23 protein-coding genes are annotated in these 26,701 nt (G+C 66.6%); 10 read left to right on the top strand and 13 right to left on the bottom strand.

Annotated features, from left to right (window positions below):
* Positions 1–246: 246 nt before the first annotated feature.
* From recO to rpoE, 9 genes are all read right to left on the bottom strand, one after another.
* Positions 247–966 (bottom strand): DNA repair protein RecO, encoded by a 720-nt coding sequence (gene recO / locus V3B48_RS20130; protein WP_329894300.1) that lies wholly within the window; start codon positions 964–966, stop codon positions 247–249.
* Between the two features lie 18 nt (positions 967–984).
* Positions 985–1,881: a GTPase Era gene (gene era, locus V3B48_RS20135; protein ID WP_010482823.1), complete on the bottom strand. Its 897-nt coding sequence runs from the start codon at positions 1,879–1,881 to the stop codon at positions 985–987.
* On the bottom strand, positions 1,878–2,558 hold the full coding sequence (gene rnc / locus V3B48_RS20140) for a ribonuclease III (RefSeq protein WP_032129847.1): 681 nt from the start codon (positions 2,556–2,558) through the stop codon (positions 1,878–1,880). The genes era and rnc overlap by 4 nt, the downstream gene beginning before the upstream one ends.
* Entirely contained in the window at positions 2,548–2,931 is a 384-nt protein-coding gene (locus V3B48_RS20145; RefSeq protein WP_010482821.1) for a DUF4845 domain-containing protein, read from the bottom strand. The genes rnc and V3B48_RS20145 overlap by 11 nt, the downstream gene beginning before the upstream one ends.
* A 52-nt stretch (positions 2,932–2,983) precedes the next feature.
* Positions 2,984–3,778, bottom strand: a complete 795-nt coding sequence (gene lepB, locus V3B48_RS20150) for a signal peptidase I (RefSeq protein ID WP_032129848.1) — start codon at positions 3,776–3,778, stop codon at positions 2,984–2,986.
* A gap of 54 nt (positions 3,779–3,832) precedes the next feature.
* Positions 3,833–5,626: a translation elongation factor 4 gene (gene lepA / locus V3B48_RS20155; protein WP_032129849.1), complete on the bottom strand. Its 1,794-nt coding sequence runs from the start codon at positions 5,624–5,626 to the stop codon at positions 3,833–3,835.
* 179 nt (positions 5,627–5,805) lie between these two features.
* Positions 5,806–7,353 carry a DegQ family serine endoprotease gene (locus tag V3B48_RS20160; RefSeq protein ID WP_329894301.1) on the bottom strand — a complete coding sequence of 516 codons (1,548 nt, stop codon included), beginning with the start codon at positions 7,351–7,353 and terminating at the stop codon, positions 5,806–5,808.
* A gap of 74 nt (positions 7,354–7,427) precedes the next feature.
* The gene (locus V3B48_RS20165) at positions 7,428–8,309 is read right to left on the bottom strand and encodes a sigma-E factor negative regulatory protein (protein ID WP_032129851.1); all 882 of its coding nucleotides are present in this window, start codon (positions 8,307–8,309) and stop codon (positions 7,428–7,430) included.
* Complete coding sequence (gene rpoE, locus V3B48_RS20170) at positions 8,306–8,926, bottom strand: RNA polymerase sigma factor RpoE (protein WP_010482816.1); 621 nt, start codon at positions 8,924–8,926, stop codon at positions 8,306–8,308. The genes V3B48_RS20165 and rpoE overlap by 4 nt, the downstream gene beginning before the upstream one ends.
* 235 nt (positions 8,927–9,161) lie before the next feature.
* On the opposite strand from rpoE, the gene V3B48_RS20175 reads away from it, so the two are divergent.
* The 4 genes from V3B48_RS20175 to V3B48_RS20190 all read left to right on the top strand — a co-directional run bounded on the left by V3B48_RS20175 (position 9,162) and on the right by V3B48_RS20190 (position 14,369).
* Positions 9,162–11,225 carry a 3-hydroxyacyl-CoA dehydrogenase NAD-binding domain-containing protein gene (locus tag V3B48_RS20175; RefSeq protein WP_043034534.1) on the top strand — a complete coding sequence of 688 codons (2,064 nt, stop codon included), beginning with the start codon at positions 9,162–9,164 and terminating at the stop codon, positions 11,223–11,225.
* A 784-nt stretch (positions 11,226–12,009) separates the two neighbouring features.
* The gene (locus tag V3B48_RS20180) at positions 12,010–12,873 is read left to right on the top strand and encodes a pirin family protein (protein WP_032129853.1); all 864 of its coding nucleotides are present in this window, start codon (positions 12,010–12,012) and stop codon (positions 12,871–12,873) included.
* 121 nt (positions 12,874–12,994) lie between these two features.
* Complete coding sequence (gene aqpZ, locus V3B48_RS20185; protein ID WP_032129854.1) at positions 12,995–13,714, top strand: aquaporin Z; 720 nt, start codon at positions 12,995–12,997, stop codon at positions 13,712–13,714.
* A 196-nt stretch (positions 13,715–13,910) separates the two neighbouring features.
* On the top strand, positions 13,911–14,369 hold the full coding sequence (locus V3B48_RS20190; protein ID WP_032129855.1) for a hypothetical protein: 459 nt from the start codon (positions 13,911–13,913) through the stop codon (positions 14,367–14,369).
* A gap of 128 nt (positions 14,370–14,497) precedes the next feature.
* Here the strand turns inward: V3B48_RS20190 and V3B48_RS20195 are convergent, their stop codons facing one another.
* Positions 14,498–15,349, bottom strand: coding sequence for a pirin family protein (locus tag V3B48_RS20195; protein WP_032129856.1), 852 nt, complete (start codon positions 15,347–15,349; stop codon positions 14,498–14,500).
* 215 nt (positions 15,350–15,564) lie between these two features.
* Here V3B48_RS20195 and V3B48_RS20200 point away from each other — a divergent pair, with 215 nt between their 5' ends.
* Together V3B48_RS20200 and V3B48_RS20205 are read left to right on the top strand one after the other, a co-directional pair.
* Positions 15,565–17,646: a carbon starvation CstA family protein gene (locus V3B48_RS20200; RefSeq protein ID WP_049401342.1), complete on the top strand. Its 2,082-nt coding sequence runs from the start codon at positions 15,565–15,567 to the stop codon at positions 17,644–17,646.
* Positions 17,646–17,870 carry a CstA-like transporter-associated (seleno)protein gene (locus V3B48_RS20205; protein WP_005410613.1) on the top strand — a complete coding sequence of 75 codons (225 nt, stop codon included), beginning with the start codon at positions 17,646–17,648 and terminating at the stop codon, positions 17,868–17,870. The genes V3B48_RS20200 and V3B48_RS20205 overlap by 1 nt, the downstream gene beginning before the upstream one ends.
* 204 nt (positions 17,871–18,074) lie before the next feature.
* Here the strand turns inward: V3B48_RS20205 and V3B48_RS20210 are convergent, their stop codons facing one another.
* Positions 18,075–19,325 (bottom strand): DUF819 family protein, encoded by a 1,251-nt coding sequence (locus V3B48_RS20210; protein ID WP_262234708.1) that lies wholly within the window; start codon positions 19,323–19,325, stop codon positions 18,075–18,077.
* A 133-nt stretch (positions 19,326–19,458) separates the two neighbouring features.
* Between V3B48_RS20210 and V3B48_RS20215 the strand changes: the two genes are divergently transcribed.
* Entirely contained in the window at positions 19,459–19,848 is a 390-nt protein-coding gene (locus V3B48_RS20215) for a VOC family protein (RefSeq protein WP_329894302.1), read from the top strand.
* 215 nt (positions 19,849–20,063) lie between these two features.
* On the opposite strand, the gene V3B48_RS20220 is transcribed toward V3B48_RS20215, so the two are convergent.
* Positions 20,064–21,350 carry a HAMP domain-containing sensor histidine kinase gene (locus V3B48_RS20220; protein WP_049461542.1) on the bottom strand — a complete coding sequence of 429 codons (1,287 nt, stop codon included), beginning with the start codon at positions 21,348–21,350 and terminating at the stop codon, positions 20,064–20,066.
* Positions 21,337–22,050, bottom strand: coding sequence for a response regulator transcription factor (locus V3B48_RS20225; protein WP_032129861.1), 714 nt, complete (start codon positions 22,048–22,050; stop codon positions 21,337–21,339). Before V3B48_RS20225 ends, V3B48_RS20220 begins: the two co-directional genes overlap by 14 nt.
* Before the next feature lie 130 nt (positions 22,051–22,180).
* Between V3B48_RS20225 and V3B48_RS20230 the strand changes: the two genes are divergently transcribed.
* The 3 genes from V3B48_RS20230 (at position 22,181) to V3B48_RS20240 (ending at position 26,409) form a co-directional block, all read left to right on the top strand.
* Positions 22,181–23,884: a glycosyltransferase family 39 protein gene (locus V3B48_RS20230; RefSeq protein WP_329894303.1), complete on the top strand. Its 1,704-nt coding sequence runs from the start codon at positions 22,181–22,183 to the stop codon at positions 23,882–23,884.
* A gap of 111 nt (positions 23,885–23,995) precedes the next feature.
* Positions 23,996–24,763 carry a phosphatase PAP2 family protein gene (locus V3B48_RS20235; RefSeq protein WP_071229549.1) on the top strand — a complete coding sequence of 256 codons (768 nt, stop codon included), beginning with the start codon at positions 23,996–23,998 and terminating at the stop codon, positions 24,761–24,763.
* Positions 24,760–26,409, top strand: coding sequence for a phosphoethanolamine--lipid A transferase (locus V3B48_RS20240; RefSeq protein ID WP_329894304.1), 1,650 nt, complete (start codon positions 24,760–24,762; stop codon positions 26,407–26,409). Before V3B48_RS20235 ends, V3B48_RS20240 begins: the two co-directional genes overlap by 4 nt.
* Positions 26,410–26,701 lie beyond the last annotated feature (292 nt).

Here is a 26,701-nt window from a genome sequence, read left to right on the forward strand (position 1 = left end):
GCACACGAGCAAGCGGCGACCGAGCTTACATGGGTGAGGGCGCTTTGCTTGCGAAGCATTGCTTCGCAAGCGCCCGAACGCACAGCCGCCAGCGGCTGGGCCGGGCCCCGGAGGGGGACTTGCAGCGGCCCCCGCAACCGGACCCACCCCGCCTACCCACGGATAGCCAGCTTCTGCCGTTGACGTTGACGTTGACGTTGACGTTGATTCGGCAGGTGCAGGGCTGCAAGCCCTGCCGCCCCCCCCTCAACGCCTGGGAGCGAGCTGCTCGAGCATTTCCCAGGACTTCAGTCCTCGTGGCCCCAGGTGATGGGCCAGCACCCGCCGCATCGGCAGGCGCAGGCTGGCCAGGTCGGCGGCATCGGGCTCTTCATCGGCGGCCAGCGCCAGCAGCGCCGAGCCGGTCGCGGCCGCCCGGCGTTCCCCACCGCGCTCGCTGAGCAGGCGCTGCGCGCCTTCCTGTGGGTCCAGTTCGTAGCGCGCGGCCGGGTCGATCGGCTGGCCGTCGCTGGCGCTGTCCAGATCGAAACCCAGGCCCAGCGCAGACAGCAGCTCGCGCTCAAACCGGCGCAGGGTCCAGGCCAGGCCGGCGCTCACGGCCAGCCGCGCGCGTGCCTCGCCGTAGGCCAGGTACAACTCCGGCAGCGGGTCCTGGCGCGGGGCCAGGCGCAGGGTCAATTCACTCAGATAGAAGCCGGCCAGCATCGCCTGGCCGACCAGGCGCGGGGCAGCATCCAGTGCCTCGGCACCCCGCAGCTGGGCCAATTCGCCCCGCTGCTGGGCACTGAAGCGGATCCACTGCAGCGGCTGCAGGGCCGCGCGCAGCACCTGTCCCTTGGCGGTGGATACGCCACGCGCGAGCAGGCCGATCCGGCCATGCTGCGCGCTCAGCACTTCGACCAGCAGGCTGGTCTCGCGATAGGCCCGTGCATGCAGCACGAAGCCGGTGTCGTCCTCGATCATCATCGAAGCGACTGCAACGGCTTACTCGTAACCGAAGGCCTTCAGTGCGGCCTCGTCGTCGGACCAGCCTTCACGCACGCGTACCCAGGTTTCCAGGAACACCTTGGCCCCGAACAGACGCTCCATCTGCAGGCGGGACTTGGCCCCGATCTCCTTCAGGCGGGTACCACCCTTGCCGATCACGATCGCCTTCTGGCCCTCGCGCTCGACCCAGATCACCGCACCGATGCGCAGCAGGTTGCCATCTTCGGTGAAGCGCTCGATTTCCACGGTCGTGGCATACGGCAGCTCTTCGCCCAACTGGCGCATCAGCTGTTCACGTACCAGTTCGCCGGCCAGGAAGCGCTGGCTGCGGTCGGTGATCTCGTCTTCGCCGAACATCGGCGGCGCTTCCGGCAGCAGCGCCAGTACGTCGCGTACCAGTGCTTCCAGGCCGTTGCGCTTCTGCGCCGAGATCGGATGCACCGACGAGAAATCGCGGCCGGCCGTGACTTCCTGCAGGAACGGCAGCAGCGCGCCCTTGTCCTTCAGCCGGTCGATCTTGTTGACCACCAGCACCACCGGGATACCGGCGTCGCGCAGAACATTGAAGGCCAGGCTGTCTTCCTCGTCCCAGCGACCGGCTTCGATCACCAGCAGGCCGGCATCGACGCCTTCCAGCGAGCCGCGCGCGGCGCGGTTCATCACCCGGTTCATCGCCCGCTTCTGCACCTTGTGCAGGCCGGGGGTGTCGACCAGCACCAGCTGGCCTTCCGGATAGGTGGCGATGCCCAGCAGGCGATGGCGCGTGGTCTGCGGGCGGTTGGAAACGATGCTGACCTTGGCGCCGACCAAGGCATTGGTCAGGGTCGATTTGCCCACGTTCGGGCGGCCGATGACGGCCACGCTGCCGCAATGATGGGAAGTTTGTTCGCTCACTTGGAATCCAGTTGTTCTAGGACGGCTGCAGCCGCCTGTTGTTCGGCAAGCCGCCGCGAGGCGCCTTCGCCCTCGGTGCTGGCGGCCGGGTCGGCTACGTTGCAGCGTACCCGGAAGTGCTTGGCGTGGTCGTCACCGGATTCTGACACCAGTTCATACTGCGGCAACGCCTTCTGTCGGGCCTGCAGCCATTCCTGCAGGCGGGTCTTGGGATCCTTCTCGGGCCGACCGGAAGCCGGCAGTGCCTCGATCGAAGCGCTGAACCAGGGCAGTACCACCGCCCGGCAGGCCTCGAAGCCAGCATCCAGGTAGATCGCGGCCACCACGGCTTCCACGGCGTCGGCCAGAATCGAGTCGCGACGATGACCGCCGGACTTCATTTCGCCGGGGCCCAGGGTCAGCCGCTCGCCCAGTTCCAGGGTGCGCCCGATCACCGCCAGCGCGCCTTCACGCACCAGCTCGGCACGGGCACGGGTCATCGCGCCTTCGTCAGCCTTGGGCCAGCGTCGGTACAGCGCCTCGGCCGCCATCATGTTGACGATGCTGTCGCCGAGGAACTCCAGGCGCTCGTTATGCGGCGCACCGGCACTGCGATGCGTCAGCGCCTGCTTGAGCAGGGCCGGGTCGCTGAAGGCATGACCGATCAGGTCGCCACGTTGGATGAATTTACTGGGCACCGCTTCGTGTCAGGTCCTGGGAAGAATCGAATTTGCCAACCACATCGAGGTTGCCGATCAGCTGACGACGCACTTCGTAGTTGACCTTGAGGGTCCAGCCATTGTCGCGACGGTCGAACTTCACGTTGGCCGGCTTCACGTTGTCCGAATAGTTGATGTACAGACGCTTGAAGAACAGGTCCTGGATGCGCGCCGGCTCCATGCTGCCCACGCCCGGCTCGTTGGCCAGGCTCTTCATCGCCGAGCGCACCGCGTAGTACTCCTGGTACATCGGGAACAGCTTCATGCCGATGTAGAGGAAGAAGCCAACCACGATCAGGACCGTCAGGAACGAGGTCAGGGTCATGCCACGCTGCGTGTTCATCGTCTTCATTGCGTTCTCCCCAGATACGCGTTGGATGTGAAAATACTCAGTTGGTGCCCGCTCAGTTGATGCTCGAGCCGATCCGCGACGGCTCGAAGCCATCCTTGCAGAACCAACCCTGGCAGTTCAGCCAGATCAGGAACGCCTTGCCACGCAGGTTCTCTTCCGGCAGCAGGCCCCAGAAACGGCCGTCGTCGCTGTTGTCGCGGTTGTCGCCCATCACCAGGTACTTGCCGGCCGGCACGGTCCACTGGCCCTGGCCACGCGGATAGTCGGTCTCCAGCACCGTGTGGGTGCGGCCCGGCAGGTGCTCGACCAGCAGGTTGGCGCCCTCGCCCTGGCCCTTGTGGCCGGCGTAGATGCCCTTGTTGTCGTACTTCAGCGGCTCGCCGTTGAGGATCACGCCGTCGCCTTCGAAGACCACGGTGTCGCCCGGCACGCCGATCACGCGCTTGATGAAGTTCTCGCCCTTGGCCGGATCGTTCTCGCCATGGCCGGGGAAGTGGAACACCACCACGTCACCACGCGAGGGCTCGCCCACCGGCACGAACTTGGTGTTGCTGATCGGCAGGCGCAGGCCGTAGGAGAACTTGTTGACCAGGATGAAATCGCCGATCAGCAGGTTCGGCATCATCGAGCTGGACGGGATCTTGTACGGCTCGGCAATGAAGCTGCGCACGATCAGCACGATCGCCAGCACCGGGAAGAACGCACGCGAGTAGTCCACCAGCACCGGCTCGGAATCGAGCAGGCCCGCGCGCTGGGCGCGACGCTTGGCGAGGTACAGCTTGTCCGCGAGCAGGATCAGGCCCGAGGCCAGGGTCAGCACGACCAGGAGGATCTCAAACAGTTTCATTCAGGGTCCTTTGCAACGTCACCAGACGACCGGCCCCGCAGGGCCGGTGCGGGCTTACTTGTTGTCCATCTGCAGCACGGCCAGGAACGCTTCCTGCGGGATCTCCACGCGGCCGACCTGCTTCATGCGCTTCTTGCCTTCCTTCTGCTTTTCCAGAAGCTTCTTCTTGCGCGAAACGTCGCCACCATAGCACTTGGCCAGCACGTTCTTGCGCATGGCCTTGACCGTGGTACGGGCGATGATCTGCGAGCCGACGGCGGCCTGGATGGCCACGTCGAACATCTGGCGCGGGATCAGGTCCTTCATCTTTTCGCACAGCTCGCGGCCGCGACGGTCGGCATGGCTGCGGTGCACGATCAGCGACAGTGCATCGACCTTGTCACCGTTGATCAGTACGTCCACGCGCACGAACGGGCCTGCGTCGAAGCGCACGAAGTGGTAGTCCAGCGAGGCATAGCCACGGCTGACCGACTTCAGCTTGTCGAAGAAGTCCAGCACCACCTCGGCCATCGGCAGCTCGTAGCTGATCTGCACCTGGCTGCCCAGGTAGTTGATGCCGATCTGGCTGCCGCGCTTCTCTTCGCACAGCTTGATGATGTTGCCGATGTACTCCTCGGGGGTGAGCACGTTGGCACGGATGATCGGCTCGCGGATCTCCTCGACCTGGTTCACCGGCGGCAGCTTGGCCGGGTTGTCCATGTTGATGATCGAGCCATCGGTCTTCAGGACTTCATACACCACCGTCGGCGCGGTGCTGATCAGGTCCAGGTTGTATTCGCGCTCCAGGCGCTCCTGCACGATTTCCATGTGCAGCATGCCGAGGAAGCCGCAGCGGAAGCCGAAGCCCATCGCCTCGGAGCTTTCCGGCTCGAAACGCAGCGCGGCATCGTTCAGGCGCAGCTTGTCCAGCGCTTCGCGCAGGTCCGGGTAGTCCTCGGCATCGACCGGGAACAGGCCGGCGAACACGCGCGGCTGCATTTCCTGGAAGCCCGGCAGCGGCTTCGGTGCCGGGTCGCCGGCCAGGGTCAGGGTGTCGCCAACCGGCGCACCGTGCACGTCCTTGATGCTGGCGGTGACCCAACCCACTTCACCTGCACGCAGCGCCGGCAGCACCTTGCGCTTCGGGGTGAACACGCCGACGTTGTCGACCTGGTGGTTGCGGCCGGTGGACATCACCTGCAGCTTGTCACCTGCCTTGATCTCGCCCTGCATCACGCGCACCAGCGAGACCACACCCAGGTAGTTGTCGAACCAGGAGTCGATGATCAGCGCCTGCAGCTTGTCGGTGTCGCGCGGCTTCGGCGGCGGGATGCGATGCACGATCGCTTCCAGCACGTCCTGCACGTTCAGGCCGGTCTTGGCACTGACCGGCACGGCATCGGAGGCGTCGATGCCGATCACGGCCTCGATCTCGGCCTTGGCACGCTCGATGTCGGCGGTGGGCAGGTCGATCTTGTTGATCACCGGCACCACTTCCAGGCCCTGCTCCACGGCGGTGTAGCAGTTGGCCACCGACTGCGCTTCCACGCCCTGGGCCGCATCGACCACCAGCAGCGCGCCTTCGCAGGCGGCCAGCGAGCGGCTGACTTCATAGGAGAAGTCGACGTGGCCGGGGGTGTCGATGAAGTTCAGGTGGTAGGTCTGCCCGTCCTTGGCCAGGTATGGCAGCGACACCGACTGCGCCTTGATCGTGATGCCACGCTCGCGCTCGATCGGGTTGGAGTCGAGCACCTGCGCCTCCATCTCGCGGGCCTGCAGGCCACCACAGAGCTGGATGATGCGGTCGGCCAGCGTGGACTTGCCGTGGTCGACATGGGCGATGATGGAGAAGTTGCGGATGTTCCGCATCGAATCAGAAGACATAGGTGGCGGCGGCGCGCGGCGTCGTCAGGGTAACGGTCGATTATCGCATGCCCGGCGCCCGCCCGCGAAAACGGCCTCATCGGACCGGGCCCGGAATGGCCGAAGCCCCGCCAGGGCGGGGCTTCGGGGAAAAGCAGGGGCCGCCGAAGCGGCCCCGGCAGGCCTTACTGGCCGGCCTTGACCGCGACGAACGCGCTGTTGCCGCTGCCGGTGCGCACCAGCAGCATCACCACGTCACCCTTCTTGTAGCTGGAAAGCGCACGGTTCAGCGCGTCCACGCTGCCAACCTGGGTGCTGGCCACCTGCAGGATCACCATGCCCGGAGACAGGCCCGCATCACGCGCGCCCTGGCCCTTGACCCCGGTGATGCGCACGCCTTCGCCCGATTCCAGGCCCAGCTGCTTGCGCTGCGGTGCGGTCAGGTCACTGACGTCCAGCCCCAGCAGGGCATTGGCGCCGGCCTGCGGAGCCGCATCGCTGTCGCCGGTGGCCGGGCCACGCGAACCGGCCTGCCCGTCTTCGGTCAGTGCGGTCAGGGTGGCACTGAGGTCGCGCGGCTTGCCATCACGGATCACGCCCAGGGTGACCCGGCTGCCCGGTGCCATCGCGCCGATCAGCGGCGGCAGGTCGGACCAGCTGTTGACCGGCGCGCCGTTCACCGAACGGATCACATCGCCGATCTTCACCCCGGCCCGGGCTGCAGCCGAGTCCGGCACGATCTGGTTGACCAGGGCGCCGCGGCTGTCCGGCAGGCCCATCGCCTGCGCCTTCAGCCCGTCGATTTCCTGCACCACCGCGCCGAGCTGGCCACGGGTGACCTTGCCGGTCTTCTTGATCTGCTCGACCGCGCTCATCGCCAGGTCGATGGGGATCGCGAAGCTGATGCCCATGTAGCCGCCCGAGGCGGAGAAGATCTGCGAGTTGATGCCGACCACTTCGCCACGGGTGTTCAGCAGCGGGCCACCGGAGTTGCCCTGGTTGATCGCCACGTCGGTCTGGATGAAGGGCACGTAGCGCTGGTCCGGACCACCTGTGCTGCGGCCGAGGGCGCTGACCACGCCGGCAGTGACCGAGTGGTCGAGGCCGAACGGCGAACCGATCGCGACCACCCACTGACCCGGCTTGAGGGAGTTGGAGTCGCCAACGCGCACGGTCGGCAGGTTCTTGCCGTCGATTTTCAGCAGTGCCACGTCGTACTGCTGGTCGCTGCCCACCACTTTCGCGGTGAACTCACGGCGGTCACCCAGCTTGACCTTCACCTCGCTGGCATCGGCCACCACGTGGTAGTTGGTCAGCACATAGCCATCGGGCGAGATGATGAAGCCCGAGCCCATGCCGCGGCCCTTGATGCTGGGGCCACCGTCCGGACCGCCCGGGCCCGGGCCCGGGCCCTGCCCCGGCATCGGGAAATCCGGGCCGAAGAAGCGGCGGAAGAACTCCGGCATGTCATCGTCGCCGCCCATCGGGCCCCGCGAGGCCTGGCGGTTGTTGCGGACGATGGTGGTGTCGACGTTGACCACGCCAGGCCCGACCTGTTCGACCAGATTGGTGAAGTCAGGCAGGCCCGTGACCAGCGGCTGGGCCGGGGCCCGCGGCGCGGCGGCCGGCGCGGCCTGGGTCTGGGCGGCCGGAGCCGGGGCCTGCGCGCAGGCCACCAACGGCAGGGTCAGGGCCAGCAGGCCCATGGCCTGCGTGCGGAGTCGGGGAGTCATCGGACGGCAACCTCCGGATCGGATGGAAAGAGGAATACGGGCCCCGCCGACGGCGGGGCGTGAAAGCGCCCGGCTCAGTCGCGCGGGCGCGGCGGCACCGGCAGGTCGTCCTGCAGGCGCGGCTCGAACGGGTAGAACGCGGCGCCCCCGGCGTGGGCCGGGAAGCTCGCATTGAGCGCGCCACCGGCAGCGGGCGCCAGGCTGGAGCGCGGCCACGGTCGCGCCTGCAGGCCACCAACCTCACCGAACGGCATGTTGCGGCTGGCATTGGCCGGCACGGTCGGGGTCAGCGGCGCCTGTGCGGCGGCCACGGCGCGTTGCGGCATGTCCTCGCGCTGGGCGGCACGCGCGGCCTGCTGGCTGCGGGTAGCGCTGGCGCGACGGGTGTCCTGGCGTCGGCTGGCCGCGGCCATGGCCACTGCCGGTACACCGGCCACGGCCATTGCGGCGGTATCCACCGAGGCTTCGGTTACCGGAGCCGGCGTCGTCGGCGCGGGCGCAAGTTCGGCCTGGCTGGCGATCACCTGCGGTGCCAACGGCTCGCCCGGGGTGGCTTCCTTCAGCTTCTCGCCGCCCATGAACAGCGCCACCGCCGCCACCGAGGCGGCCAGTGCGGCGCCACCGCCCCAGGCCCGCCAACCGCTGCGGCGCACCTCGCGGCGCGGCTCGGCCTGCGGCGCCGGTTCGGCAGCGATGGCGGCGGCCACGGCCGCGCTGAAGCCGGCCGGCGCCAGCGCCGAGGCCTGCCCGCGCATCACGTCACCCAGCAGCTGCCAGCGTTCCTGGCAGCCGGCCAGCTCGGGGTCGTGCTCCATCCGGCGCAGCAGGAAGCGCGCTTCGTCGGCGCCCAGCTCGCCATCGACCAGGGCCGACAGCTGTTCGCGATGGCGCTGGTCCAGGCGCTGCCCGGCGGGCGATTGGTGGTTCTGCGATTCGTTGAACGGATTACTGGTCATACGCGGCTCTTCTCACGGGTGGCGCTGCCGATGTCCAACAGCGGCCGGAGTTCGGTGTCGATCGCCTCGCGCGCCCGGAAGATCCGTGAACGCACGGTGCCGATCGGGCACCCCATTTTCTGCGCGATATCTTCATAACTCAGGCCTTCCACCTCGCGCAGGGTGATCGCCAACCGGAGTTCTTCCGGCAGCGCATTGACGGCCTTCATCACCGTCTGTTCCAGTTCCTGGCGCATCAACTCGCGTTCGGGCGTATCGGTGTCGCGCAGGCGCGTCCCGCTGTCGAACTGTTCGGCGTCACCGATGTCGATGTCATCGGTCGGCGGCCGGCGATTGTGTGAAGCCAGGTAGTTTTTGGCGGTATTCACGGCGATTCGATGCAACCAGGTTGAGAACTGGGCATCGCCGCGGAAACTTCCGATCGCGCGGTACGCACGGATGAAAGTGTCCTGGGCGACGTCCTGACATTCGCTCCAGTCGGCGATGTAGCGACCGACCAGGGCCACCACGCGATGCTGGTACTTGCGCACCAGGACATCGAACGCGGCGCTCTCGCCGTGCTGCACGCGCCGGACCAGTTCCAGATCCAGCTCCTGAGGTGTATCAACATCGGCCATGAGGGGCCGCACTCCTGTCAGCCCAACCGACGTCGGGCAATGAGACTGCCAATCCCGGGAAAAGTTCAGTCGCCGATCACCTGGCGCCGCACCAGCTTTTAACCACCGTTCCGTTAGCGTCCCGGTCCACGGCCATGGATCCGGGGTCACCACTCCCCTGCTATTGGGATTTGACGCGGGGGAAACAACCTCTGGATCATAGCCGCTTCTCCATACACAACCGGATGGAACGTCCATGCTCTCAGGCTTCGATGGTCTCCGCTTCAGCCACTGGCACCCCGAGATCCGCGACGACGGCGTGGTGGTTCTCTCCCTGGATCGTCAGGACAGCAGCGTCAACGCCATGTCGCAGGACGTGCTGCTGGAACTGGGCGACCTGCTCGAGCGCATTGCACTGGACCCGCCCAAGGGCGTGGTGATCCAGTCGCTGAAGAAGGCCGGCTTCATTGCCGGTGCCGACCTGAAGGAGTTCCAGGAGTTCGACCGCCGCGGCACCGTCAACGACGCCATCCGTCGCGGCCAGGCCACCTACCAGAAGCTGGCTGAACTGCCCTGCCCGACCGTGGCAGCCATCCACGGCCACTGCCTGGGCGGCGGTACCGAGCTGGCGCTGGCCTGCCGCTACCGCGTGGCCTCCAATGACAGCAGCACCCGCATCGGCCTGCCGGAGACCCAGCTGGGCATCTTCCCGGGCTGGGGTGGCAGCGCGCGCCTGCCTCAGCTGGTCGGCGCACCGGCGGCGATGGACATGATGCTGACCGGCCGCACCCTGTCGGCCTCGGCCGCGCGCGGCATCGGCCTGGTCGACAAGGTGGTGGCACCGGCAGTGGTGCTCGACACCGCTGTCGCGCTGGCGCTGTCCGGCACCACCCGTCCGTTCAAGCAGCGAGCAACAGCGTGGGCCACCAACACCTGGCTGGCACGCACCCTGCTGGCACCGCAGATGGTCAAGCAGGTCGCACGCAAGGCCAAGAAGGACCAGTATCCGGCGCCCTACGCGCTGATCAGCACCTGGCAGCGCAGCGGCGGCAAGCCGATCCAGGCGCGCCTGGATGCCGAACGTCGCGCGGTGGTGAAGCTGGCCAGCACGCCGACCGCGCGTAACCTGATCCGCATCTTCTTCCTGACCGAGCGCCTGAAGGGCCTCGGCGGTGGTGATTCCGGCATCCGCCACGTGCACGTGGTCGGCGCCGGCGTGATGGGCGGCGACATCGCCGCGTGGGCCGCCTACAAGGGCTTCGAGGTCACCCTGCAGGACCGCGAGCAGCGCTTCATCGACCCGGCCATGGAGCGCGCGCAGGCCCTGTTCGCCAAGAAGGTACGCGACGAGAGCAAGCGTCCTGCGGTGGCCGCGCGCCTGCGTGCCGACCTGGAAGGCAACGGCGTGGCCGAGGCCGACCTGGTGATCGAGGCGATCATCGAGAACCCGGAAGCCAAGCGTGCGCTGTACCAGACGCTGGAACCGAAGATGAAGCTGGATGCGCTGCTGACCACCAACACCTCGTCGATTCCGCTGGTGGAGCTGCGCGACCACATCCAGCGCCCGGCACAGTTCGCTGGCCTGCACTACTTCAACCCGGTCGCGCAGATGCCGCTGGTGGAAATCATCCATCACGACGGCATGGCGCCTGAGACCGAACGTCGCCTGGCCGCGTTCTGCAAGGCACTGGGCAAGTTCCCGGTGCCGGTGGCCGGCAGCCCGGGCTTCCTGGTCAACCGCGTGCTGTTCCCGTACATGCTGGAAGCCGCCACTGCCTACGCCGAAGGCATCCCGGGCCCGGTGATCGACAGGGCGGCGGTGAAGTTCGGCATGCCGATGGGCCCGATCGAACTGATCGATACCGTGGGCCTGGACGTAGCCGCCGGTGTCGGCCGCGAACTGGCACCGTTCCTGGGCCTGCAGATTCCGGCCGCGCTGCAGACGGTGGAACCAGACAAGCGTGGCAAGAAGGATGGCCAAGGCATCTACACCTGGGAAAACGGCAAGCCAAAGAAGCCGGACGTGGCCAGCGATTACCAGGCCCCGGCCGATCTGGAGGACCGCCTGATCCTGCCGCTGTTGAACGAGGCGGTGGCCTGCCTGCACGAAGGCGTGGTGGCGGATGCGGACCTGCTGGATGCCGGCGTGATCTTCGGCACCGGCTTCGCACCGTTCCGCGGTGGTCCGATCCAGCACATCCGCGCGGTGGGTGCCGACGCGATCGTCGAGCGGTTGAAGGCGCTGCAGCAGCGCCATGGTGACCGTTTCGCACCGCGCCCGGGCTGGGACAACCCCGCCCTGCGCGAACCGGTGGTGTGAGTTGATCGGCCGGGCCTGCGGCCCGGCACCCGCAGAGGCAACCGCCGAAGCAAAAGCCAGAGCCAGAGCCGGAGCAACAGCCGGCTCTGGCTTTTCTGTTTGCTGGGCGGGGCGGTGTGGGCAGGCAGGACACGCCGTAAACCCGTCCATGGGGGCTCGATGGCGCCTTGCTCGTGTGCGCTGTCCTGCGCACACGGCAAGACCGGGGTTGGGCGTCCTGCCCAACCCGCCCGAGACATGCCTCGGGCCCATGGCGCCAACGGTCCTGCCTGCCCACACCGCCCCACCCCTGACAGTTTCCCGGTGACGGTCAGTGACCTTCGGGAGCTGGTAGGTGTCGACCTTGGTCGACACGCTTGGTCCACGCCATGCGTGGATGCGAGCGAAGCGACCGGCGTTTGATTTTGATTTTCTTTTTTCTTCTCCGTGGCTGGACGCACACGGAAACTGTCAGAGGCCGGGCGGGGTGGGTTCGCGGGGGTGTCCGCGGCATGGATGCCGCGGCCAAGCCTCCAAGGACGGATTCACGGCGTCCCCCGCCCCCCCCCCCCGCCCCCGCCCCGCCCCCCGCCCCCCCCCCCCCCCCCCCCCCCCCCCGGCCAAGCGCAAGTCGACTAACAGTCGACTCTACCGATCGTTCAGCCACGAGGGGCTGCGCCGTTGGCTGGAACCCCAGTCGAGCAAGCTCGACTCTACGGAACAACCTGTTACCCATACGGGGCATGTCCCCGTCACCGCCGCATGCGATGCTGATCACCTGATCCCTGCCAGCGAGAACGCCCGCATGACCACCATCATCGCCCCGCGCGTGCACGACATCGGCGGACTCGAAGTCCGTCGCGCGGTCCCCACCCTGCAGGCGCGCAGCATCGGCTCGTTCGTGTTCGTCGACCAGATGGGACCCGCACTCATGCACCCCGGCACCGCCATCGACGTGCGCCCGCATCCGCATATCGGCCTGGCCACCGTCACCTATCTGTGGTCGGGCGCGATCGGCCACCGCGACACGCTGGGTTCGGACCAGGTGATCCGTCCCGGTGACGTCAACTGGATGACCGCCGGCCGCGGCATCGCCCATTCCGAGCGCACGCCGCAACCTGACCGCGATCACGACAACCCGATCCACGGCATGCAGACCTGGGTGGCGCTGCCGAAATCGCATGAGGAAATCGAGCCGGCGTTCTACCACCATGCCGCCGCCACCCTGCCCGAGCAGCGCCGCAATGGCGCCTGGCTGCGCGTCATTGCCGGCCGCGCCTACGGCGAAGAATCGCCGGTGAAGGTGTTCGCCGATACGCTCAACGTGGCGATCGACCTCGACCCGGATGCGGAAATCGATATCGACAACGGCCACCGCGAGCGCGCGCTGTACATCCTCGAAGGCGACGCGCAGCTGGATGGCGTGGACATCCCTGCCCAGCACCTGGTGATCCCCGAGGCTGGTGCGCGTGGCCGCCTGCGCGCAAAGACGCCGGTGAAGGCGATGTTGTTCGGTGGCGAGCCGCTGGATGGCCCGCGTCACCTGTGGTGGAACTTCGTGTCCAGCTCGAAGGAACGTATCGAACAGGCCAAGCACGACTGGGAGGCCGGCCGCTTCGGCACCATTCCGGGCGACGACAAGGAATTCATCCCGCTGCCGCAGTACTGAACATCGCGTGTTGCACACATCCGAAGGTGTATCCCTGCACCCGGCGTTGACGCTACAGTCACCCGCTGATCATTGAAATGTGACATAAATCACACTTTCGACCGTCAAAGGAGTGCAACACATGAGCATGGGTAAACGCTTGTCCGCCGAGTTCCTCGGCACGTTCTGGCTGGTTCTGGGTGGCTGTGGCAGTGCCGTGCTGGCCGCCAAGTTCGGGGGTGACGGCAATCCGCTGGGTATCGGTTTCCTCGGCGTTGCGCTGGCCTTCGGCCTGACCGTGGTGACCGGCGCCTATGCGTTCGGCCATATCTCCGGCGCGCACTTCAATCCGGCGGTCAGCGTCGGGCTGTGGGCCGGTGGTCGTTTCCCGACCAAGGACCTGATCCCGTACATCATCGCCCAGGTCGCCGGCGGCCTGCTGGCCGGCTTCATCCTGCTGCAGATCGCATCGGGCGCCAGCGGCTTCGCCATTGATGGCAGCCAGGCCGGTGCATTCGCCAGCAACGGCTACGGCGCGCTGTCCCCCGGCGGCTACAGCGTGGCCGCGGCCTTCCTGTGCGAAGTGGTGCTGACCGCAGTGTTCCTGATCGTGATCATGGGCGCCACCCACGGCAAGGCACCGGCCGGGTTCGCCCCGCTGGCGATCGGCCTGTCGCTGACCCTGATCCACCTGATCAGCATCCCGGTCACCAACACCTCGGTGAACCCGGCCCGTTCCACGGCGGTGGCCTTCTTCGCCGGCAGCGGCGCGGTCAGCCAGCTGTGGCTGTTCTGGGTCGCCCCGCTGCTGGGCGGCGCGATCGGCGGCATCATCTACAAGTGGATCGGCAACGACCGCTGAGGCCCGTGCGGACCATTGCGGCCGACCATCGGCCGCAATGGTTACGCGTGTAACCGCGATTTGTGCGATCGCTCACGTTCCGTTAAGGTTGAGTTGACCGTCCGTGCACATGCCGGCCGGGGCGGCATCCGGGGATGGGATGCCAAGGCTGCCGGTCCATCCGGCGGAGCCAACGACACACCACCTTGGGGGATGCATGAAGTTCGCGCCTGTAGTGTTGTCGAGCCTGCTGTTCGCGGTGGCCCAGGCCGCCGCGCAGGCTCCCACCGAATGTCCTTCATTGCCGGCCAGCAGCGGCCTGCAGTGGCAACAGCAGGCACAGGCCGATTTCCTGGTCTGCCGCGCCAGCACTGGCGATGGTCGCGAGGTACTGAGCCTGATGCTCAGTGCGCGCGATCCCAACCTTCCATTGAACCGCTCGCTGCGCCAGGAAAAGGGCAGCTTCGGCGGTGAATCGCTGTACTGGTACCAGCCCGATCTGGGTGGCCAGCAGCCGCCGGGCTATGCCGAGCGTCGCATCAGTGTGGTCAAGCTCGACAAAGGGCGTTACGCGCAGATTTCGCTGTATCCGGACAGCGCGCAGGAACTGGGCTCGCTGCAGCAGCTGGCGCAGGGCATGAGCCTGACTCCGTCGGCCGTGGCCGCGGGGCGCTGAAGGTGACGGGGATGACTGCCTGGCAGCATCCCCGCAATGCGAGCCGATCCGACGGTAGTGCTGGCCGCTGGCCGGCACCCCGATCCGCCTTTGTCCGAGGCTGCTGCCGGCCAGCGGCCGGCACTCCCTCAGAACTTGCCTTCCTGGAAATCGACGAAGGCCTGCATCAGTTCCTGCCGCGTGTTCATCACGAACGGCCCGTGGCGCATCACCGGCTCGCGCAGCGGACGGCCGGCCACCAGGATCAACCGCGCACCTTCGCTGCCGGCCGAGAGGTGCAACTGCTCGCCACCGCCCAGCACCGCCAGTTCCTGGCGTGCAACGTCGCGCGCGGCGTCCTGCTCACCCACGGTCATCGCACCTTCGAACACGTAGGCGAACGCGTTGTGCCCCTCCGGCAGCGCATAGGTCCAGGCCCGGTCGGGCGCCAGCGTGATGTCGAGGTAGAGCGGATCGGTGGCCGGCTGCACGATCGGGCCATCGGTGCCGTCCACGCTGCCGGCAATCACCTTCACCTCCACGCCCGGCTCCGGGTGCACCACGGGAATGCGCTCGGGTGCGAATTCCTGGTACTTCGGCTCGGTCATCTTCTCCTTCGCCGGCAGGTTCACCCACAGCTGGAACCCGCGCATCTGCCCGCTTTCCTGCTCGGGCATCTCCGAATGCACCAGGCCACGGCCAGCGGTCATCCACTGCACGCTGCCCGGGGTGAGCAGGCCTTCGTTGCCATGGTTGTCGCGATGCCGCATGCGCCCGTCGAGCATGTAGGTGACGGTCTCGAAACCACGGTGCGGGTGTTCCGGGAAGCCGGCGATGTAGTCCTCGGCGCGGTCGGTACCGAACTCATCAAGCAGCAGGAACGGATCCAGGTCGGGCAGCGTCGGGCCGCCGATGACGCGGGTCAGGCGCACGCCGGCACCGTCGGAGGTGGGCATGCCACGGATGGTGCGCAGTACGCGGACCGGTTCGGGAAAGCTCATGGCGACTCCTGTTGGATGGGTGCCACTGAAGATGGACGCCACACGGCCGTAGGCCAATGGATGGCTCCGCAACCGATTGTTCCATCCCTGATGTTCGCTGCACGTCAGCGCAGCCGCCGTACGACCAAAGTACTACCGCCGATTCGTCCTGTGCCAATTGACCCTGTCGTGGGCAAGCAGGACTCTTTGTCTGTCTTTCCGGGAGAGAGCACCTCATGAAAGGGTTTTCCAAACTGGGCTGGGCGGTACTCGCTCTGCTCGGCGCGTTCTGTCTGGGTACCGTGGCGCTGCGCCGCGGCGAACACATCAATGCCCTGTGGATCGTCGTCGCGGCGGTGTCGCTGTACCTCGTCGCCTATCGCTTCTACAGCCTGTTCATCGCCAACAAGGTGATGCAGCTGGATCCGACCCGGGCCACCCCGGCGGTGATCAACAACGATGGCCTGGACTACGTTCCGACCAACAAGCACGTGCTGTTCGGCCACCACTTCGCCGCCATTGCCGGCGCCGGCCCGCTGGTCGGCCCGGTCCTGGCCGCGCAGATGGGCTACCTGCCTGGCCTGCTGTGGCTGGTGGTGGGCGTGGTATTGGCCGGTGCGGTGCAGGACTTCATGGTCCTGTTCCTGTCCAGCCGCCGCAATGGCCGCTCGCTGGGTGACCTGGTAAGAGAAGAGATGGGCCAGGTGCCCGGCACCATCGCGCTGTTCGGTGCGTTCCTGATCATGATCATCATCCTGGCAGTGCTGGCGATGGTGGTGGTCAAGGCGCTGGCCGAAAGCCCGTGGGGCATGTTCACGGTGATCGCGACGATGCCCATCGCGATCCTGATGGGCGTGTACATGCGCTACATCCGCCCCGGCAAGATCGGCGAGATCTCGGTGGTTGGCCTGATCCTGCTGCTCGCCGCGATCTGGTACGGCGGCAAGGTCGCCGCCGACCCGGTCTGGGGCCCGGCGTTCACCTTCACCGGCACCCAGATCACCTGGATGCTGATCGGCTACGGCTTCGTCGCCTCGGTGCTGCCGGTGTGGCTGCTGCTGGCCCCGCGTGATTACCTGTCGACCTTCCTCAAGATCGGCACCATCATCGCGCTGGCCATCGGCATCCTGGTGGTGATGCCGGAACTGAAGATGCCGGCGCTGACCCAGTTCGCCGCCAGCGGTGATGGCCCGGTGTGGAAGGGCGGCATGTTCCCGTTCCTGTTCATCACCATCGCCTGCGGTGCGGTCTCCGGCTTCCATGCGTTGATTTCCTCCGGCACCACGCCGAAGCTGCTGGCCAATGAAGCGCACATGCGTTACATCGGCTACGGCGGCATGCTGATGGAATCGTTCGTGGCGGTGATGGCGCTGGTGGCGGCCTCGATCATCGATCCGGGCATCTATTTCGCGATGAACAGCCCGGCGGCGGTGATCGGTGCCGATGCGGCCTCGGCCGCGCACTACATCACCAACACCTGGGGCTTCACCATCACGCCTGAGCAGCTGACCGCGACTGCGGCGGCGATCGGTGAACCGACCATCCTGCACCGCGCTGGTGGTGCGCCAACACTGGCGGTAGGCATCGCGCAGATCCTGCACGAAGCGATTCCCAGTGGCAGCGATGCGATGATGGCGTTCTGGTACCACTTCGCGATCCTGTTCGAAGCGCTGTTCATCCTCACCGCGGTGGACGCCGGTACCCGTGCGGGCCGCTTCATGCTGCAGGACCTGCTGGGCAACTTCGTGCCGGCCCTGAAGAAGACCGAATCGTGGACCGCCAACATCATCGGTACCGCCGGCTGCGTGGCGCTGTGGGGCTACCTGCTCTACACCGGCGTGGTCGATCCGTTCGGCGGCATCCAGACGCTGTGGCCGCTGTTCGGCATCTCGAACCAGATGCTGGCCGGCATCGCATTGATGCTGGGCACGGTGGTGCTGTTCAAGATGAAGCGTGACCGCTATGCATGGGTGACTGCGGTACCGGCGGTGTGGCTGCTGATCTGCACCACCTACGCCGGCTTCATCAAGATCTTCGACAGCAATCCGGCACAGGGCTTCCTGGCACAGGCACACAAGTTCCAGGCCGCGCTCGCCAGCGACACCATCACTGCACCGGCCAAGTCGGTGGCGCAGATGAAGCAGATCGTGGTCAACGCCTACGTCAACACCGGCCTGACCGCGCTGTTCCTGCTGGTGGTGGGCGCGGTGCTGGTGTATTCGATCAAGACCATCCTGGCGGCCCGCCGCAATCCGCAGCGCACTGACCGCGAGACCCCGTACGTGGCGCTGAAGCCGCATGAAATGGTGGATCTGTGATGAGTACCCAACTGGTTCCCGCCGGCCAGTACCAGGCGCACCGCCGCATCTGGCGGCGCTTGGTGCAGACCGCACGACTGTGCTGTGGCATTCCTGATTACGACAACTACGTCCGGCACATGCTGGAAAAACATCCGGACCAGGAGCCGATGGACTACAAGACGTTCTTCCGCGAGCGCCAGGAAGCGCGTTATGGCGGACGCAACGGTGGCCGCTGCTGTTGAGGGTCCGGTTCAACAGCGCTCGAGTGACGTTGAGTGGATCCACGCCATGCGTGGATGAAGCCTGGCAGATATCGAGTTGAGTCCGGGGTCGGATCCGTTTCCTCCGGGAAACGGATCTGACCCCTTCCTTGTTCATGGAGACCCATGAAATGCATCCACGCATGGCGTGGATCTACGGAAGCATGACGCCAGGGCGGTCCGAACTCAGCCGGTGGCCATCCACTTCAGGATCAGGCCGGTGACGTAGGCCAGGCCCGTGCCGGTGGCATAACCCACCGTACCCAGCAGCACGCCCACCGGCGCCAGCGTCGGATGGAACGCCGCCGCCACCACAGGGGCCGAAGCGGCTGCGCCGATGTTGCCCTGCGAACCAATGGCGAAGAAGAACAGCGGCGCGCGCAGCAGCTTGGCCACCACCCACAGCACCAGCACGTGCGTGGCCATCCAGATCGCGCCGAGCAGGAACAGCCACGGCCGATCCAGCAGCGACAGCAGGTTCATCTGCATGCCGATGCAGGCGATCAGGAAGTACAGGAACACCGTGCCCAGCCGCGAAGCGCCAGCCGCTTCCAGCCGGCGCGCACGGGTGAAGCTCAGGCCCAGGCCCATCGCCGTGGACAGCAGGATCACCCAGACGAACTGGCTGTCGAGGCTGAACTGGCTGGCCCAGCTGACATTGGCCTTGAACCAGCCCGCCAGCGGCGCGGCGATGGCATGGGCCAGGCCGACGCCGCCCAGTGCCACGCCAACGATCACCATCAGGTCGGTCATGCTGGGAATGCGCGCGTTCTGCGCCTCGTAGGCACTGATGCGCGCCTTCATCTCGTCGATGGCACGGGTGTCGGCACCATTGCGGGTGTCGATCTGCTGTGCGCGGTTGGCCAGGAACAGCAGGATCGCCATCCACAGGCTGGCACAGGCCACGTCAACCACCGCGAACTGGCCGAAGGTGGTGGCATCGGTGCCGAACACCTCGCGCATGGCGACCATGTTGGCGCCGCCACCGATCCAGCTGCCGGCCAGCGCCGCCATGCCGGCCCAGGTATCACCGGCCACGGTTTCCGGATGGATCAGCTTCATCAGCTGGAACGAGACGATGGCGCCGAGCATGATGCCGGCGGTACCGGCGCAGAACACGATCAGCAGTTTCGGGCCGAGCTTGGCGATGCCCTTCAGATCGATCGACAGCGTCAGCAGGACCAGCGCTGCCGGCAGCAGCACGTCGCGCGCGACGGGGTTGTACAGCGAGGTGTTGTGGCCATCGATGACACCGGCGGTGTTGTAGATGGCGGGGATGAAGTAGCACAGCAGCAGTGCCGGCACCCAGGCGAAGATCTTCTTCAGCAGCGGGGTCGGGCCACTGGCGGCCCAGAAGATCAGGGCCAGGGTGGCGGCAATCAGGCCCAGTCCAACGATGTCGTTGCTGATCAGGGCAGTAGCGGGTTCGGTCGGCATGGGATCCTCTGTCGATCGAAAGAGCGGAGAAAAAAAAGCGCCGCATAAGGCGGCGCAGATCGAGATTAACATTGTCTTCACGCCCGGTCATGCTGCAGTGCCGACACCCCCCATCCCGTCAGGGAGCCCACCCATGCAACTTGGTGCCTTTTCGGTCAGCCTCTCGGTGAAGGATCTCGCGGCCTCCCGTGCCTTCTACGAAGCCCTGGGCTTCTCGGTCACCGGCGGCGATCCGGCACAGAACTGGCTGGTGATGCGCAGCAACGGCACGGTGATCGGGCTGTTCCAGGGCATGTTCGAGGGCAACCTGCTGACCTTCAACCCCGGCTGGGACCAGCACAAGCAGGAACTGCCCCACTTCCAGGATGTGCGTGAGCTGCAGGCAGAGCTGGATGCCAGGGACATCGAACTGGCGGTCCGCACCGATCCTGATGGCCAGGGGACCGGCTACCTGCAGTTGGCCGATCCCGACGGCAACGTGATCCTGATCGACCAGCACGTGGCGCGACCGAACGGGCATTGAGGCGGACAGCCATTGCCTGGGTGGGCGTCGACCTTGGTCGACGAACGGCATGCCAACCAAGGTTGGCATCTACCAGAGCACGGCCAGCCACCGCCAGGGCATGCCAACCAGGGCTGGCACCTACCAGAACACGGACAGCCACCGCCTGGGTAGGCGTCGACCTTGGTCGACGAACGGCATGCCAACCAAGGTTGGCATCTACACGAACGGCCGGATCAGCGCGGTCGCGAGGCACCGAAATCGAGCGTGACACGCGTGCCACGCGGCTCGCAGGGCTGCAACTGCAGGGTCCAGCCCAGGTGCTCGCACAGCCGCGCGATCAGATCCAGTCCGATGCCGCCGCCACGATCGGCGCGTTCGCCACGGGCCATCCGCGCATGGATCGCCGCGATCTCTTCCGGGCTCATGCCATGTCCCGGGTCCTGCAGGGTCAGCACCGCCGACGAACTCAGGCGCAATTCGATGTGGCCACGGCCACTGTTCTCGATGGCGTTGCGCAGCAGGTTGCCGATCGCTGCCTGCACCACCGCCAGCGGCGCGACGATGTCCACCGGTGCGGCCTGGATGCCGATGCTCAGGTCCTTGTCGCCCAGCAGGTGGCGATGGTCGTCGACGATCTCCGGCAGCAGCTGGTCCAGCGCGATGCGCTCGGCACGCGCCGCCAGTCGCGCCGGATCACGCGCCAGCACCAGCAGCAGTTCGATCAGCTGCTCCACGCTCTGCGCGGTGCGCAGTACCCGCTGCATCTGCTGGCGCGCGCGCTCGGGCAGGCCCGGTTGCTCCAGCGCCAGTTCGGCGGCACCGGTCATCACCGCGATCGGCGTGCGCAATTCGTGGCTGGCGGTGCTGATGAAGACCCGCTCGCGTTCGACGAACTGCTCGTTGCGGTCCAGGTAATCGTTCAGCGCATTGGCAATGGTGTGCAGCTCTGAGCTGCCGCGCGGGTCGACCTCGATGCGCTGCCCCTGCACGCCCGGCCTGAGCGCGGCGATGTGTTGTGCCAGCAGGCTCAGCGGACGCACCATCCGCTCCATGCCGAACGAAGCCATCAGCACGGTAACGAAGATCATGATCACCCCGGCCAGCATCACCCAGCGCGTGGCGAACTGTTCCAGGTCATGGAAGTCGGAGATGTCCAGTACCAGCGCGACCCGTCCCATCGACTGGGTTTCACGCACCATCACCGCCGTCTCGCGGCCCTTGACCATTACGCCGTCGTGCAGCCCTGGATGCAGGGTACGCAGGCTATCGGGAAGGTTGACCGCGTCGAAGCGGTACAGGCTCAGCGTGTCCGAATCCTGCCAGCGATAGTGCGGTTCGTGCTCGACATGCTCGACGATGCTGTCGAGCTCGGAGTTGAGCAGCGCGCGCCAGGCAGCATGCTCGGCGTGCTCGTGCACGTAGTTGCCGACGCTGAACACCGCGATCGACAGCAGCGCCAGATAGCCCAGCAACCACCACACCACGCGCCGGTACAACGGCCCCGGCTTACGCGCCCTCATCAGCATTCCTGCCGGCGTCGGCACCCTCCACTACCGCCAACCGGTAACCCACGCGCGGCAGGGTGTGGATCAGCTTCTCGGCAAACGGACCGTCAACGCTGCGACGCAACTCGTAGACATGCGAACGCAGCAGGTCGCCATCCGGCGGCTCGTCACCCCACAGGGCGAACTCCAGCTGCTGCCGCGTCACCGCACCCGGGCTGGCCCGCATCAGCACTTCCAGCAGTTTGCGGCAGGCCGGGTACAGGTGCAGCACCTGGCCCTCACGCTGGGCCTCCAGCGTCGCCAGATCCAGCACCAGATCGCCCACCTGCAGGCGCTTGCGCGGGTTGCGGCCCTGCGCACGCAGCAGCAGCGCTTCCAGCCGCACCTCCAGCTCGGGCAGGGCGAACGGCTTGGTCAGGTAGTCGTCGGCACCGGCGCGGAAACCGGCGATCTTGTCCGGCAGTTCATCGCGCGCGGTCAGCATGATCACCGGCACCTCCGACGCGTGCTCGGCACGCAGCCGGCGCAGCACTTCCGGTCCCTCCATGCGCGGCAGCATCCAGTCCAGGATCACCGCATCGTAGGGGTGGCTGCCGGCCAGGTGCAGGCCGGTGATGCCATCCGGGGCCACGTCCAGCACATGCCCGCGCGACTCGAAATAGTCGAACAGGTTGGCCACCAGCTGGCGGTTGTCCTCGATCACCAACAGACGCATGCACGAAACATCCACGGAAGTTCGTACCATGGTAGCGCCGCCCATGTCGGAATGCGGTCGTCCCGCCCCCTTCTGACGCTTTTCCCACCCCCGCCACCTCAGAATGGCCGTTTTGCTCCCGGAGCCTGCCGTGCCCGTAGCCCTGCCCCGCCGTTGGCGCCTGCCCCTGTTGTGGCTGCTGATCATTGCTGCATTGGCAGCGGGCATCGGCCTTCGGCAGCCGCAGCCACCGGACGAGCCGCGCTTCGTGCTGGCCGCACGGACCATGGTCGAGAGCGGGCAATGGCTGCTGCCGCATCGTGGCAGCGAGCTGTATGCCGAGAAACCACCGGTGTTCATGTGGCTGCAGGCGGCCGCCTACGAGGTGGTCGGCAGCTGGCAATGGTCGTTCCTGCTGCCGTCATTGCTGGGCGCCCTGTTGAGTCTGTGGCTGGTGTCGGATCTGGCACGGCGGCTGTGGTCGCCGCGGCATTCCATCTATGCCCTCGCGGCGCTGTTCTGCACGCTGCAGTTCGGGCTGATGGCCAAGCGTGCGCAGATCGACATGGTGCTGGTGGGGATGACCACCGTCGCCCTGTGGGGCTTGATGCGGCACCTGTGCGAACGTCGCAACCTGCCCGCGTTGTGGCTGGCCGGTTTCGCCGCCGGTGTCGGCACGGTGACCAAGGGCGTGGGTTTCCTGCCGCTGCTGCTGGTGCTGCCCTGGTTCGGCTGGTGGCTGTACCAGCGCCGTCGCGGGCACCGTGTGGAGGGTCCGCACCCGGCAACGCTGCTGTGGTTGATCCCGGCGTTCCTGCTGGGCGTGGGCGTGTGGCTGGCGCCGCTGGGCTGGGCCCTGCTGCATACGCCCAGCGCCGAACTGCAGGCCTACGCGCACGAGCTGTTGTTCAAGCAGACCGGCACCCGCTACGCCAATGCCTGGCACCACCGGCAGCCGGCCTGGTACTACCTGCAGGTGATCCTGACCCTGTGGCTGCCGGGCAGCCTGCTGCTGCCGATGCTGTTCAAGCCGTGGTGGCGCCGCATCCGTCGTGGCGATCGCCGCCAGTGGCTGCTGCTGGGCTGGGCCGTACTGGTACTGGTGTTCTTCAGTGCCAGCCCGGGCAAGCGCGAGGTGTACCTGCTGCCGATGCTGCCGGCGATGGCACTGGCCGTGGCGCCGCTGCTGCCCGGCCTGCTGCGCCGCGTGTGCGTGCGCCGCTACCTGTTCGGCTACAGCGTGGTGCTGATGCTGGCCACCGGCGTACTCGGCGTGATGCTGATGACCGAGCACCCATGGGCGTTGGCGCAACTGCAACGCCGCGCCATGCCCGAGACGTTGCTGCCGGTGCTGGGCGATGGCCTGCTGACCTTCGCCATTGCCCTGGCCACGCTGATCGTGTGGCTGCGGATACGCCGTGCCGCGACGCTGGTACTGCTGACCCACGGCATGCTGTGGATGCTCTACGGCCTGGTGCTGATGCCTGCACTGGACCCCTTCGCTTCGGCGTCGGCACTCATGCGCCGGGTGGGCGCGCGGATCGGACCCGACGCCGAACTGGCGCTGGTGGCCTGGCGCGAGCAGAACCTGTTGCAGGCCGACCGGCCGGTGCGCGAGTTCGGCTTCAAGCGGCCCTGGGCCGAGCAGTGGCACGACGCCGGCCCGTGGCTGGCCGAGGCACCGGGCAAGCGCTGGCTGCTGGTGCTGGACGATGCGATGAGCCCGTGCGTGGACCCGAGCAAGGTGATCGATATCGGTATTGCCAACAGGAATCGCTGGCAACTGCTTCCCGGTACCGCGTGGGACGCGGAATGCCACGCCGAACGGGCCGGCGCGACCGCCGAAGAAGACTGAACGCTGACACGTGCCGGACAAGCATTAACCCGGCACGAACGAGCGTCCGACCCTTCTCCGACATCCAGGTGACGAGCATGGCCGCGGATTCCCGACCCGCCCTTTCCCAGCATGCCCGTCCGTCCCCTTGATTCGGTAGCGCCGCTTGCGACATCGCCACTGGCGTCAAAATTCGCCGTAACTCACCTCTGGCTGCCTGTCGCAATCGGTCTGCCCGTGTTTACGCTGCTGATGGGTTTCGGCGGCGACCAATGGGTGGCCGATCACCTGTTCCGCCTTGAGGGTGGCCATTGGGCGCTACAGGACGCCTGGGTCACCCGCACGGTGGTGCACAAGGCCGGCAAGTGGCTGAGCACGGCTGCTGCGCTCGTCGCGATCCTGCTGTGCTTCCACCACTGGCGAAAGGGTCGCGATCGCACCCTGCGGTGGGCGCTGCTTTATGTCGTGATTGCCATGGCCCTGGGCACAGGTGTGATCTCCCTGCTGAAGTCGCTGGTGCCGATGGAATGCCCCTGGGACCTGCTGCGCTACGGTGGCCACCAGCCGTTCATCGGGCTTTTCACGGCACGCCCCGCAGGCATGGCCGCACAGGCCTGCTTCCCGGCCGGCCACGCCAGCGCGGGCTATGCATGGTTGTCCCTGTACTTTTTCGCCTTGCTGTGGCGCCCTTCATGGCGCTGGGCCGGGTTGTGGATCGGCCTTGGCACCGGCCTGGTATTCGGCGTCAGCCAGCAGCTGCGGGGCGCGCATTTCCTTTCGCATGACGTTGCTACTGCGTTGATCTGCTGGCTGCTTTCGCTGGGCCTGTATCTGATCGTCAAACGCGTCCTGGCCCGCCGTCAGCTGGACCGTCCCCACCGCCAGGAGGCAAACGCATGAGTGCATCGGTCCAACGCCCCGCCCGCCTTCCCGCGTTGGCGAACCTTCGCCGCTGGCGGCCGCAGCTGTCCACCGAAGCACTGATCGCACTGACCAGCCTGTTCTTCGCAGTGGCAGGCAATGGCCTGTTCTGGCACAGCGCGATGGCCAGCCATCCGGGCAGCCTGCGCTACGCGCTGTCGCTGCTGCTGTTGCTGCTCGGTGCGCACGGCGTGCTGCTGGGTATCCTGGTCTGGCGCTGGAACGCCAAGGTGGTGATCAGCCTGTTGCTGCTGGTGACCGCATTCGCTGCGCATTACATGAGCCGTTACCACATCTACCTGGATGCGGACATGCTGCGCAACGTGCTGGCGACCGATCCCAAGGAAAGCCGCGAGCTGATGACCGTGTCGCTGCTGTGGCCGGTGTTGTTGCTGGCAGTGCTGCCGATGGCGGTGCTGTGGCGCGTGCAGCTGCGCCGCCGCAGCTGGGGCCGCAGCCTGCTCTGGCGCGTCGGCTTCCTGGTCGTGGCGGCAGTGACCGCGGTGGGCGGCGCATTGATCTCGTTCCAGGATGTCTCGGCACTGATGCGCAACCAGCGCGAAGTGCGTTACCTCGCCACCCCGGCCAATGTGCTGCTGGGCATGCCGCGTGCACTGCGTGGCGACAACCCGGTGCAGCGCGCACCGAAGTTGCCGATCGGTACCGATGCCAAGGCCACCCCGCGTGCCCCTGCCAGCAAACCGCGCCTGCTGGTGATCGTCATGGGCGAGACCGTGCGCGCGCAGAACTGGGGCCTCAACGGTGGCCGCAACACCACCCCGGAACTGGCCCAGGCCAGTGTGGTCAATTTCCCGGACATGCATTCGTGTGGTACCAGCACCGAGGTTTCACTGCCGTGCCTGTTCTCGCCATGGGGCCGCCATGACTACGACGAGAAGAAGATCCGCGCGCACCAGTCGCTGCTGCACGTATTGAACCGCGCCGGCATCGCACCGCTGTGGCGTGACAACCAGTCCGGCTGCAAGGGCGTGTGCGAAGGCCTGGACTTCCAGTCATTGTCCGATGCGACCACCCCGGGCCTGTGCGCTGACGGCCGCTGCATGGATGAAATCCTGCTGCAGGACCTGGCCACCCAGGTACGTGCAAAGCCGGGCGACCGCGTCGTGGTGCTGCATCAGCTGGGCAACCACGGCCCGGCCTACTTCGAGCGCTACCCGCCCGCGTTCCGCCGCTTCACCCCCACCTGCGATACCCGCGACATCGGCCGCTGCTCGCGCGAAGAAATCACCAACAGTTACGACAATGCCGTGCTGTACACCGATCACTTCCTGACCAAGACCATCGGCACGCTGCAGGGCATGCAGGACTACGACACGGCGATGATCTACCTGTCCGACCACGGCGAGTCGCTGGGCGAGAAGGGCCTGTTCCTGCATGGCGTGCCCTACGCCATCGCCCCGGCCGAGCAGACGCGGGTACCGATGACGATGTGGTTCTCGCAGGGCTTCGCCAGCAGCCGCGGGCTTGACCTGCAGTGCGTGCGCAAGCGTTCGGCGGCCTACACCGACCATGACAACCTGTTCCCGTCGGTGCTGGGCCTGATGCAGGTGAAGACCTCGCTGTACGAGCGCGACCGCGACGTGTTCGCCAACTGCGAAGGTTGAGGGTTGTTCGGCAGGGCTTGCAGCCCTGCACCCGCGGTAGTGCCGGCCGCTGGCCGGCAGCCTCGACAGCAACAGCAACAGCAACAGCAACAGCAACAGCAGAAGCTGGCTATCCGTGGGTTGGCGGGGTGGGTCCGGTTGCGGGGGACGCCGTAAATACATCCCTGTAGCAACTGTGTTGCTGGAGAGTCTCAGGCCCGTCAGGTAAACGGGCACGGTAGTGCCGGCCGCTGGCCGGCAGCCTTTGGTCTTTCGCCCTGGCTCGCCTCAGACGGGGACTAGCCCGCTTTCA

The organism is Stenotrophomonas sp. SMYL20, from assembly GCF_036320045.1.
Lineage (GTDB): Bacteria > Pseudomonadota > Gammaproteobacteria > Xanthomonadales > Xanthomonadaceae > Stenotrophomonas > Stenotrophomonas maltophilia_A.